Annotated in this window: 10 protein-coding genes and 1 other RNA gene; 6 read left to right on the forward strand and 5 right to left on the reverse strand. The window is 65.2% G+C overall.

The window, feature by feature from the left end; genetic code table 11:
- Positions 1-25 precede the first annotated feature (25 nt).
- The 4 genes from rplQ to ACCQ10_RS05335 all read left to right on the forward strand — a co-directional run bounded on the left by rplQ (position 26) and on the right by ACCQ10_RS05335 (position 4,322).
- Positions 26-409, forward strand: coding sequence for a 50S ribosomal protein L17 (gene rplQ, locus ACCQ10_RS05320; protein ID WP_003486665.1), 384 nt, complete (start codon positions 26-28; stop codon positions 407-409).
- Between the two features lie 319 nt (positions 410-728).
- Positions 729-1,247 (forward strand): disulfide bond formation protein B, encoded by a 519-nt coding sequence (locus tag ACCQ10_RS05325; RefSeq protein WP_372362423.1) that lies wholly within the window; start codon positions 729-731, stop codon positions 1,245-1,247.
- 464 nt (positions 1,248-1,711) lie between these two features.
- Positions 1,712-3,109, forward strand: coding sequence for a class II 3-deoxy-7-phosphoheptulonate synthase (locus ACCQ10_RS05330; RefSeq protein WP_372362424.1), 1,398 nt, complete (start codon positions 1,712-1,714; stop codon positions 3,107-3,109).
- 85 nt (positions 3,110-3,194) lie between these two features.
- Positions 3,195-4,322, forward strand: coding sequence for a mechanosensitive ion channel family protein (locus ACCQ10_RS05335; RefSeq protein ID WP_372362425.1), 1,128 nt, complete (start codon positions 3,195-3,197; stop codon positions 4,320-4,322).
- A 179-nt stretch (positions 4,323-4,501) separates the two neighbouring features.
- Here ACCQ10_RS05335 and ACCQ10_RS05340 read toward each other — a convergent pair whose 3' ends face one another.
- The 3 genes from ACCQ10_RS05340 to typA form a co-directional block, all read right to left on the reverse strand.
- Complete coding sequence (locus tag ACCQ10_RS05340) at positions 4,502-6,115, reverse strand: amidase (RefSeq protein WP_372363058.1); 1,614 nt, start codon at positions 6,113-6,115, stop codon at positions 4,502-4,504.
- Positions 6,116-6,220: 105 nt separating this feature from the next.
- A complete protein-coding gene (locus tag ACCQ10_RS05345; RefSeq protein ID WP_039413203.1) occupies positions 6,221-6,691 on the reverse strand; it encodes a DUF2127 domain-containing protein in 471 nt (156 codons plus the stop codon).
- A gap of 18 nt (positions 6,692-6,709) precedes the next feature.
- Positions 6,710-8,539: a translational GTPase TypA gene (gene typA, locus ACCQ10_RS05350; RefSeq protein WP_039413200.1), complete on the reverse strand. Its 1,830-nt coding sequence runs from the start codon at positions 8,537-8,539 to the stop codon at positions 6,710-6,712.
- 244 nt (positions 8,540-8,783) lie between these two features.
- Between typA and ACCQ10_RS05355 the strand changes: the two genes are divergently transcribed.
- Both ACCQ10_RS05355 and ACCQ10_RS05360 read left to right on the forward strand, forming a co-directional pair.
- Positions 8,784-9,278: a peptidylprolyl isomerase gene (locus ACCQ10_RS05355; RefSeq protein WP_372362426.1), complete on the forward strand. Its 495-nt coding sequence runs from the start codon at positions 8,784-8,786 to the stop codon at positions 9,276-9,278.
- 118 nt (positions 9,279-9,396) lie between these two features.
- A complete protein-coding gene (locus ACCQ10_RS05360) occupies positions 9,397-10,383 on the forward strand; it encodes a malate dehydrogenase (RefSeq protein ID WP_039413194.1) in 987 nt (328 codons plus the stop codon).
- 190 nt (positions 10,384-10,573) lie between these two features.
- On the opposite strand, the gene ACCQ10_RS05365 is transcribed toward ACCQ10_RS05360, so the two are convergent.
- Entirely contained in the window at positions 10,574-11,188 is a 615-nt protein-coding gene (locus ACCQ10_RS05365) for a glutathione binding-like protein (RefSeq protein WP_372362427.1), read from the reverse strand.
- 38 nt (positions 11,189-11,226) lie between these two features.
- Positions 11,227-11,299: non-coding RNA, sX9 sRNA (locus ACCQ10_RS05370), on the reverse strand.
- Positions 11,300-11,579: the final 280 nt, after the last annotated feature.

Consider the following 11,579-nt stretch of genomic DNA (forward strand, 5'->3'; position numbering starts at 1 on the left):
CAATATTCCTTAGGAAACCACACTCATGCGTCACCAGAAATCCGGCCGTAAGTTCAACCGTACCAGCGCGCACCGCGAAGCCATGTTCCGCAATATGGCCGCCTCGCTGTTCAAGCACGAGCTGATCAAGACCACCTTGCCGAAGGCCAAGGAACTGCGTCGCGTCGCCGAGCCGCTGATCACCATCGGCAAGGTCGATGGCGTTGCCAACCGTCGTCTGGCGTTTGCCCGCCTGCGCGACAAGGAAGCAGTGGGCAAGCTGTTCGTCGAACTGGGCCCGCGTTACGCGACCCGTCCCGGCGGCTACCTACGCATCCTGAAGGCCGGCTTCCGCGCCGGTGACAATGCGCCGATGGCGTACGTCGAGCTGGTCGACCGTCCGGTCGTGGCAGAGGAAGTGGCCGAGTAATCGGATCGCACCTGCAGGATTCTCGAAAAGCCCGGCTGATGCCGGGCTTTTTGTTTGGCATGTACTCGGCATGTGCGGCAGGTGTCCGTCAGCGCGTTTAGGATGCTGCGCGAGGGTATTGCCCTGCTCCGTGCATGGGCTGCGGGCGCGTTCGGGTGCGTGCCGTCGATCGCCAGAGTGCAGTGGCCGGATGCAGACTGAGTCGTCAGGCCGGCCTGCGGCGTTCTTCGCAGCATGCGACGGGGCACGTGGAGGCATGCGTGGTCACGGCCGCGGCGATGACTGATAATCGGGGCTCGAACCTAGGCAAGCAGTAACGATGAATCCATTTCGTTGGGGTTTTCGGGCGCAGTTTCTGTTGGGCTTTCTCGCGTGTGCAGGACTGCTGGCCTATGCGATCTATGTGCAGTTGCACCTTGGACTCGAACCATGCCCGCTGTGCATCTTCCAGCGCATCGCGTTTGCCGCCCTGGCCGTGTTCTTCCTGCTGGGCGCATTGCATGGGCCGCGGCGCGCTGGGGCGCGCAAGGTCTACGGGGTGTTGAGCTTCATTGCGGCAGGCGTGGGCATGAGCATCGCGGCGCGGCATGTCTGGGTGCAGATCCGGCCCAAGGACATGATGTCGTCGTGCGGTCCGCCGCTGAGCTTCCTGAGCGAGACGATGGGGCCATTTGAAGTGTTCCGTACCGTGCTGACCGGCACTGGTGACTGCGGCAACATCGATTGGCGTTTTCTGGGCCTGAGCATGCCGATGTGGAGCATGGTCTGGTTTGTCTCGCTTGCGCTGTGGGCGCTGTATGCCGGCTTCAAGGCGCGACGCAGCTCGGTTCACCACTGACGCGTGGTGTGCGGTTGAATGTATGGCGATAGCGGCCGGAGCCTGGCGGCGGAGGGCTGCCACTGACCTGAAAACGCGGTAGCCCGTGGTTGCACCGCGCTTTCGCACAGACGGTATCCAGCTCGGTGATCTGCGAGGCGGTAGCTTCGGCGACAATGGTGGCGGCCGAGACGGAGGACAGCAGGATGGAGACGATGGGAGCGGAGAGCGTGCAGGGGGCAGGGCGGTCGCACGATTGACCAGTGGGAGGATGTGTAACCCTTTACCTTCTGCTCCCGAGCGGTGTTGGCGTAGATGGGAAGTCGTGCCCGCTGGGGGCGCTTTGCCTGCCGTTCAGTCGCGTCCGCCTTAGTGGTGCAGGTTCTGATAGCGACGGCGCCCGATGCTGGCAGTGCACTTCGTGTCGCGGCTTTGCCTGACGCGCCCGGCTCTGCCACCATCACGGGCTGTCCAGGAGCCTCGTCATGAATCTTTCCGCCCCAACTTCCGTTTCCGATGCCGCTGCCTCGTCGTGGGCGCCCGGCAGCTGGCGCGGCAAACCTGCGCTGCAGCTGCCGGTGTATCCGGACCAGAGCGCGTTGCAGGCCGCCATGGACGAGTTGGGACAGCTGCCGCCGTTGGTGACCTCTTGGGAGATCTTCGCGCTCAAGCGCCAGCTGGCCGAAGCCCAGGAAGGCAAGCGCTTCCTGCTGCAGGGCGGCGACTGTGCGGAAAATTTCAGCGATTGCGAATCGGGCACCATTTCCAATCGTCTCAAGGTGCTGCTGCAGATGAGCCTGGTGCTGGTGCACGGCCTGCGCCTGCCGGTGGTACGGGTGGGCCGCTTTGCCGGGCAATACGCCAAGCCGCGCTCGGCCGATACCGAAACCCGTGATGGTGTGACCTTGCCGAGCTATCGCGGCGATGTGATCAATGCGCCTGCCTTCACCGAGGCGGCTCGTGTGCCCGATCCGCGCCGCATGATCACCGCGCATTCGCGCTCGGCAATGACGATGAACTTCGTGCGCGCCTTGATCGACGGCGGCTTCGCCGACCTGCACCACCCCGAGTACTGGAATCTGGACTGGGTGGGCTATTCGCCGCTGGCGGCGGACTACCAGAAGATGGTGGCTTCGATCGGCGATGCGGTGCGCTTCATGGAGACCTTGTCCGGCTCGGAGGTGTACAACCTCAATCGCATCGACTTCTACACCTCACACGAAGCGCTGCTGCTGCCGTACGAAGAAGGCCTGACCCGGCAGGTGCCGCGCCAGTGGGGCTGGTTCAACCTCAGCACGCACTACCCATGGATCGGCATGCGCACCGCGGCGCTGGATGGCGCGCACGTGGAGTACCTGCGCGGCGTGCGCAATCCGATCGCGATCAAGGTGGGGCCGTCGGTGCAGCCGGACCAACTGCTGCGCCTGATCGATTTGCTCAACCCCGAAGACGAGCCGGGACGTCTGAGCTTCATCCATCGCATGGGCGCGGCACAGGTTGCCGAAAAACTGCCGCCGCTGCTGGACGCGGTCAAGCGTGACGGGCGCCGCGTGCTGTGGGTGTGCGATGCGATGCACGGCAATACCGAGAGCACCGGAAATGGCTACAAGACCCGGCGTTTCGACAATATCCGCAGCGAGGTGGAGACCTCGTTCGACCTGCATGCGGCAGCCGGCACGCGGCTGGGTGGCGTGCATCTGGAACTCACCGGCGAAGATGTCACCGAGTGCACCGGTGGCGCGCGCGAGTTGACCGAGCGCGATCTGGAGCGTGCGTACCGCTCCAGCGTGGATCCGCGGCTGAACTACGAACAGTCGCTGGAAATTGCGATGGCAATCGTGCGCAAGCAGCAACAGGTGGCGTCGCAGCCGCTGGGTGCATGAGCGGCGTGTGCGCATGACGTGACGCTCATGCCGCTTGCGGCATGCTCTGGCAGCCATCCCTCTCTCCCCCCACAGGAGGAACGGTTTGACTGCCGATTGGAACGTCATCCGCGAATACGCAATCCCGCTTGGCGCCGCGCTGCTGGCCGGTGCTGGCACCTGGACGCTGATGCTGTGGCTGTTTCGCCGCATGCAGGGCCGCGACTACCGCCGTGCGCGCATCATCCGCGTGATCACATTGCCGGCGGCGTTCATCCTGCCGCTGTTGTTCCTGGGTGTTGCCACCGAGGCCACGCCGCTGACCGGCAAGGCGCTGGCGGCAGTGCAGCACCTGTTGCATGTCGGCATCGTCGGCTGCGTAACCTGGTTGCTGGTACGCGCGGTGGCGGCCGGCGAAGCGGCGATCCTGCGCAGCAATCCGATCGAAGTCTCCGATAACCTCACCGCCCGACGCATCCAGACCCAGACCCGGGTGCTGAGCCGCGTCGTCATGGGCACGGTGATCCTGCTCGGCATTTCGGTAGTGCTGCTGGGCTTTGAGCAAGTACGCCAGATCGGCAAGACCTTGCTGGCCTCGGCCGGCATCATCGGGCTGGTGGCCGGTATTGCGGCAAAGCCGGTGTTCGGCAACCTGATCGCCGGATTGCAGATCGCGCTGACCCAGCCGATCCGTCTGGACGACGTGGTGATCGTCGAAGGCGAGTGGGGCCGTATCGAAGAGATCGGCAGTTCGTATGTGGTGGTGCGGATCTGGGATGAGCGGCGCATGGTGGTGCCGCTGACCTGGTTCATCGAAAACCCGTTTCAGAACTGGACGCGCGCCAGTGCGGACCTGCTCGGTACCGCGTTCCTGTGGCTGGATTACCGCACGCCGATCGCGGCGGTGCGCGCGGAACTGGAACGCATCTGTCAGAGCGAGCCGCTGTGGGATGGCCGCGTCTGCGTCACCCAGATCACCGATACCAGCGACAACACCATCCAGGTGCGATTGCTGGTAAGCGCGCGCAATTCCGGCGATGCGTTCGATCTGCGCTGCCTGGTGCGCGAACGCATGATCGATTTCCTGACCCGCGAGCACGCCTATGCGCTGCCCAGGATCCGCGCCGAAATTGCGGCGCAGGAAAAGCCGGCGTCGCGTGCCGCAGAACCGATCTCGCCGGAGAGCGTGCGTTCGCCGGGTGCGGAAGACGGCGAGCCTGCGGCATCGATCTAGCGTTGCCGGCAAACGTGCCTAATCGCGTCGGTGTGCGTTGGCGGCCAAGCGGTTCGCCAGGCTGCGCATCGGACGGACGACGGTGCGCAGCTGCCTGGACGGCGAGCAGCGCAACAGCCGGCTAATGCCATCTCATTGCGTTGATGTCCGTACCGCCGCCGCGTTGCCTTGCGGTGTAGTCAGTCGGCCGTCTTCGGTTGCGATGCGCCCGGTGCCGCCGGCGGTGCGCTCGGCGCGTAGCCGGGCGCGAACCGCGCGTGGCTGCGTTGCTCGTAGGCATAGGCCAGTTCGATCAGGCGCGGCTCGCTCCAGGCCGTGCCCATGAATAGCAGTCCGAGCGGCAAGCCTTGGGTCTGCCCCATCGGCACGCTCAGGCTTGGATACCCGGCCACTGCCGCGGCGCCGTAGCCGGCACCGGGAAAGGTGTCGCCCTTGCCGAGCGTGGTGACCCAGGCGGCGCCGGTGGTCGGCACGATCAGCGCGTCCAGGCGGTCGGCCTTCAAGGCCGCGTCGATGCCTTGTTCGCCGGCGAGCCGTCTGGCGCTGGCACGCGCGCGCAGATAGCCCGCGTCCTGCAGGCCCGGGGCAGCCTGCGCCTGCTCGAACAACTCCTGGCCAAAGTAAGACATTTCGCGCTGCGCATTGGCGCGATTGAAGGCAATCAGGGCCTCCAGATCCTTGACCGGTGCGGCATGGCTGCGCAGGTAGGCATTCAAGCCGGCCTTGAATTCGACCAGTAAGACCATCTGCTCAGCAGCATCCCACTTGCCATCCGTGACCAGGGCAGTCTCAATCACCGTGGCACCTGCCGCGCGCAAGGTCTGTACGGCGCGATCCAATGCGGCGGCGATCGCGGGATCCTCGCGCAGTGGATTGCGCAGCAGTCCCAGGCGCGCGCCGCGCAGGCCGTCGGGTTTGAGGTGGACGAGATAGTCTGGAGTGGACGACGGCGCAGTGCGCGTGGCCGGGTCCTGCGGGTCGGGTGCGACGATGGCCTGCAGCAGCGCGGCCGCGTCGGCCACGCTGCGCGTCATCGGCCCGGCGGTGTCCTGGCTGGCCGAGATTGGAATGATGCCGTCGCGGCTGACCAGGCCAACGGTCGGCTTGAGTCCGACCAGGCCATTGACCGCGGCCGGGCAGGTGATGCTGCCATCGGTTTCGGTGCCGATGCCGAGCGTGGCCAGGCTGGCGGCGATCGCCGCGCCGGTGCCGGCGCTGGAGCCGCACGGGTTACGGTCCAGCGCATACGGATTGCGGGTGAGCCCGCCGCGGGCGCTCCAGCCGGAACTGGACTGGGTGGAGCGGAAGTTGGCCCACTCGCTCAGGTTGGTCTTGCCCAGGATCACGGCGCCGGCGGCCCGCAGGCGCTGCACTAGAAAGGCGTCGCGTGTCGGGCGGAATCCGGCCAGGGCCAGCGAGCCGGCACTGTTGACCATGGGCAGCGCGTCGATGTTGTCCTTGAGCAGCACCGGAATGCCATGCAGCGGCCCGCGCACGCGGCCGGCGCGGCGCTCTGTATCCAGCGTGCGCGCAGCGGCTTCGGCCTGCGGATTGAGTTCGATCACGGCGTTGAGCTGCGGGCCGGCGCGGTCGATGCTGGCGATCCGCTGCAGATAGCTGCGCGTCAGCGCCAGGCTGGTGGTGCCGCCATCGCGCATGCGGGCCTGCAGGCCGGCGACATCGGCATCGACCAGATCGAGCGTAGTGGTAGACGGAGCGGCTGCGGTTGCCGGACGTGCCGGGTCATCGGCATGCGCGCAGCTGCACAAGGCCAGCGACAGCGCAAAGGACAGGACGGTGGATCGCATGGATGGTCTTCCCTGGGAACTGTCCGCAGGCTAACGGCGCTGCGTCGGGGTGACAACGGATAAGACGTGCCCGCAGACGGGCAGGGCGGATCAGTGGCGCCGACGCCGGACCAGATCGCGCGCCAATACGCCGACCACGATCAGATTGATCGCCAGCACGGCCCAGGCGGTCCAGCCGGGATGGCGGACGATGGCGTAGATATCGAAAGGCAGATAGATGGCCGCCGACAGGCAGCCCAGCACCGAGGCCCAGGCCCGGGCACGCCACAGGCCCCACGCTTCGACCACATGCAGCAGGCCATAGGCCAGCATGGCCGCGGCAGCCAGGTGTACGGCATCGGGGTTGATGGTCTTGAGCAACGACGGCAGTGCGCCGTGGTCGGGGTCCAGATTGAAACGGCGGATCAGCGTACTGACCGCATGCTGCAACGGAAGCGGGCCCAGAATTTCCAGGCCCGTCGCCGCCAGCAACGCAAGCGTGCCCTTGACCGCCTCCAGCAAGGCGATCGCGTGGAGGCCCGGATGCGCGCGCGCATCCGGGCTGTAGGGCGTGTTGCTCACGACAGTGGTCGTCAGTGCTTAGCCGGAACGGCCAGCGCGCTTACGGTCGCTTTCGGTCAGGAACTTCTTGCGCAGGCGGATTTCCTTCGGGGTGACTTCCACCAGCTCGTCGTCCTCGATGAAGTCCAGCGCCTGTTCCAGCGTGTACTTGATTGCCGGGGTCAACTTGATCGCATCGTCCTTGCCCGACGCGCGCATGTTGGTCAGCGGCTTGGTCTTGATCGCGTTGACGGTCAGATCGTTGTCCTTGGAGTGGATACCGATCAGCTGGCCTTCGTACACGTTGTCGCCTTCAGCGGCAAACAGGCGGCCACGCTCTTCCAACGGCCCCAGTGCATAAGCCGGCGTTGCGCCCGGTGCATTGGCAATCATCACGCCGTTCTGGCGCTTGGCGATGGCGCCCTGTTCCTTCGGACCGTAATGGTCGAACACGTGGAACAGCAGGCCCGAGCCCTGGGTCAGGGTGCGGAATTCGTTCTGGAAGCCGATCAGGCCACGCGCCGGGATCATGTAATCCAGACGCACGCGGCCCTTGCCGTCCGGCTCCATGTTCTTCAGCTGGCCCTTGCGGGTGCCCAGCTTTTCCATCACGCCGCCCTGGTGCTGTTCTTCGATGTCCACCACCAGCTGTTCGATCGGCTCCATCAGCTTGCCGTCGATTTCCTTGATGATGACTTCCGGGCGCGACACGGCCAGCTCGTAGCCTTCACGGCGCATGTTTTCGATCAGCACCGACAGGTGCAGTTCGCCACGGCCGGAGACCAGGAACTTGTCGGCGTCGGAGCCTTCCTCGACCTTCAGTGCCACGTTGTGCACCTTCTCGCGGTCCAGGCGGTCGCGCAGCTGGCGGCTGGTCAGGAACTTGCCGCCGGACAGGTCCTTGTTGCCGGCGAACGGCGAGTTGTTGACCTGGAAGGTCATCGAGATGGTGGGCTCGTCCACAGTCAGCGCCGGCAGCGCTTCGGGGTGATCGAGCGCACACACGGTGTCGGAGATGGTCAGCTCCTGGATGCCGGAGATGGCCACGATGTCGCCGGCCTCGGCGGTGTCCTGCTCGATGCGCTCCAGGCCGAGGAAGCCCAGCACCTGCAGCACCTTGCCCTGACGCTTCTTGCCTTCGCGGTCGATCACGCTGACCGGCATGTTCTTCTTCAGCACGCCGCGCTGGATGCGGCCGATGCCGATCACGCCGACGAAGTTGTTGTAGTCCAGCTGGCTGATGCGCATCTGGAACGGGCCGTCCGGGTCAACGTCCGGGGCCGACACGTGCTGCATGATCGCTTCGTACAGCGGGGTCATGTCGCCGTCGCGCACGTCCGAATCCAGGCTGGCGTAGCCGTTCAGTGCGGAGGTGTAGACGATCGGGAAGTCCAGCTGTTCGTCGGTGGCACCGAGCTTGTCGAACAGGTCGAACACCTGGTCGATCACCCAGTCCGGCCGTGCGCCGGGACGGTCGATCTTGTTGACCACCACGATCGGCTTGAAGCCCATCGCGAAGGCTTTCTGGGTCACGAAGCGGGTCTGCGGCATCGGGCCGTCCATCGCGTCGACCAGGATCAGCACCGAGTCCACCATCGACAGCACGCGCTCGACTTCGCCACCGAAGTCGGCGTGTCCCGGGGTGTCGACGATGTTGATGCGGTTGCCCTGCCAGGTGATGGCGGTGTTCTTGGCCAGGATCGTGATGCCACGTTCCTTTTCCTGGTCGTTGCTGTCCATCACGCGCTCAGCCAAGACGGTGCGTTCGGACAGGGTGCCGGACTGCTTCAGCAGGCAGTCGACGAGGGTGGTCTTGCCATGGTCGACGTGCGCGACGATGGCGATATTGCGGAGTTTTTCAATGGACATGCGGAAAGGGCCCCTGTCTGGCGCCAGTCTTGAGATGAGGTAAGCCCGACATTATAGCGGTTTCATTGCGCTGCCGTTGCCAATTGACCAAAGTCGATTCAGATCGCCCATTCAGCCAGCGTGACGGGCCGGGGGAGCCGGGGCGGGCAGGAGCGTTGGACCATGGTCGTATCCGCGCGGTCGTCCACGCGCCCGGGTGTATCCTAATGGGCTGTTGATCACCCCAGAACCTGCAAGGATTTCCATGTCCCTGATCGCCAATTTCGACACTTCCCGCGGCCCGATCGTCGTCGAGCTGTACCCGGAGAAGGCGCCGCTGACCGTTGCCAACTTCGTCAACCTGGCCAAGCGCGGCTTCTACAACGGCCTGAGCTTCCACCGCGTCATCGCCGACTTCATGATCCAGGGCGGCTGCCCGGAAGGGTCCGGTCGCGGCGGCCCGGGTTACCGGTTCGAAGACGAGACCAATAACGGCGTCGGCCACGAGCGCGGCGTGCTGTCCATGGCCAATGCCGGCCCCAACACCAACGGCAGCCAGTTCTTCATCACCCACACCGCCACGCCGTGGCTGGATGGCAAGCACACCGTGTTCGGCAAGGTCACCCAGGGCCTGGACGTGGTCGATAGCGTTGCCCAGGGCGACACCATCAACACCCTCACCATCGAAGGCGATACCGACGCCGTGCTGGCCGCCAAGGCCGACCGCGTTGCGGAGTGGAACAAGATCCTCGCCGCCTGATCGCATCCTGTCGAACGGCCGCCCTGTGCGGCCGTTTGCTTGTCAACGCGCGCCGCCAGGCCTTGGGCCCCGCCAGCGCGCCACCCCCACCAACGCTTTTTAGCAGAGGAAACATCCCATGAAAGCACCTGTTCGTGTTGCTGTGACCGGCGCCGCCGGCCAGATCGGCTATGCCCTGCTGTTCCGTATCGCCTCGGGCGAAATGCTGGGCAAGGATCAGCCGGTCATCCTGCAGTTGCTTGAACTGCCGCTCGAGAAGGCGCAGGCCGCCCTCAAGGGCGTGATGATGGAACTGGAAGATTGCGCGTTCCCGCTGCTGGCCGGCATGGTCGGTACCGACGACGCCGAAGTGGCGTTCAAGGACGTCGATGTCGCCCTGCTGGTGGGTTCGCGTCCGCGCGGCCCGGGCATGGAACGCAAGGACCTGCTGTTGGCCAATGCGGAGATCTTCACCGCGCAGGGCGCGGCGTTGAACAAGGTCGCCAAGCGTGACGTCAAGGTGCTGGTGGTCGGCAACCCGGCCAACACCAATGCCTATATCGCGATGAAGTCGGCCCCGGATCTGGACCCGAAGAATTTCACCGCCATGCTGCGCCTGGACCACAACCGCGCGCTGAGCCAGCTCTCGGCCAAGCTCGGCAAGCCGGTCGGCGGCATCGAAAAGCTGGTGGTGTGGGGCAACCACAGCCCGACCATGTACCCGGACTATCGTTTCGCCACCGCTGATGGCGCCTCCATCGGCGACGCGATCAACGACCAGGAATGGAATGCGTCCACCTTCATCCCGACCGTGGGCAAGCGCGGCGCGGCGATCATCGAAGCGCGTGGCCTGTCCTCGGCTGCGTCGGCTGCCAATGCGGCCATCGATCACGTGCGCGACTGGGTGCTGGGCAGCAACGGCAAATGGGTCACCATGGGCGTGCCGTCGGACGGTTCCTACGGCATTCCGGAAGGCGTGATGTTCGGCTTCCCGGTCACCACCGAAAACGGCAAGTACACCATCGTCAAGGATCTGCCGATCGACGACTTCAGCCAGAAGTACATCGACAAGACCCTGGCCGAGCTGGAAGAAGAGCGCAGCGGCGTGTCGCACCTGCTGGGCTGAGTCATACGTGTGTCGCAAGTAAAAAACGCCGGGCACTGCCCGGCGTTTTTTTTGTGGCCGCATGCCGCCGGTTTCGCCAAGCGATGCGATGCGCGGCGATGGCGCGCCTGAGGCGGGGTGCCTTGCGACGTGCATCTTCAGCGATGCACATCGCTGGCAGCCACGTCGCGTCACCAGGCAGCGGTGGCGTTTACGCCAGGCCTTCGGCCGACAGCGCAGCCTGCACATCGGCGTCGGCCTGCATGCGCTGGAAGAAGGCATCCAGTGCGCTCAGCCCGCTCAGATCCACGTCTGCCTTGTTGGCCCAACGCACCGTCACGAACAGATAGGCATCGGCTCCGGTATGGCTGTCGCCGGCCAGCCACTGGCGGTCTTGCAGATGTGCATCGACGCGGGTGTAGAGCGTGCGCAACTTGCTGCGTGCATCGTCTTGGCTGCGCGCAATCAAGGCCTCGTCCTGCAGATAGGCGGTGCTGCCGAAGATGGGCTTGAAGGCCGGATGCACATCGGCATTCGAAAAGGCGATCCAGCGATTGATCTCGGCGCGGCTGCGCGCGCTGCCATCGCCGCCCAGGCCGGTAAGTGGGGCGATGTCGGCGATGTAGTTGAGGATGGCGGCGTTCTGGGTCAAGGCCCAGTCGTCGACGACCAGCAGCGGCACCGCACCGGCCGGGTTCAGGCGCAGATACTCGGGCGACTTCATGGTGGCTGCATCGACCACGACCAGGTCGAAGGGCAGCCCGGACCAACGCAACACGATGTGATCTGCCAGCGAACAGGCGCCCGGCTTGGTGTAAAGCTTCATGGTCAATCCAATGAGGGACAGGTGCGCAAGCTTAGAGCAGCCAACAGAACGTAGCGAGCAGTCGTCAGGTAGCTGTGGACAGCGCGCTCGGAACCGGGGTACGCGTGGGATAGGCCGATTCCGGGCGCCGACCGCGCCCGCCTGGCGGCTGCACAGTGGTGTTGTCAGCCGCTCTTGGGCGGGGGTATGCCGCGGTCGTCCGGCCGGCAGCGAACGTGGTGCGGGCGGCTACGTGTGGCCATCGAACGCGCATGCAAGGCGAGCCAGGTGGCGCATGTAGGGCGCCGCCGGCTCGATGCGACGAGAGAAAGAGCTAGACGTCTTCGCCGTGGTGTCCTGCCAGGCGCGTGGGAGGTCGCGTGCTCGATCGAACGACATGCCTCGCCGATGC

The sequence above is a fragment of the Xanthomonas sp. NCPPB 1325 genome (assembly GCF_041477645.2).
GTDB lineage: Bacteria > Pseudomonadota > Gammaproteobacteria > Xanthomonadales > Xanthomonadaceae > Xanthomonas > Xanthomonas cannabis.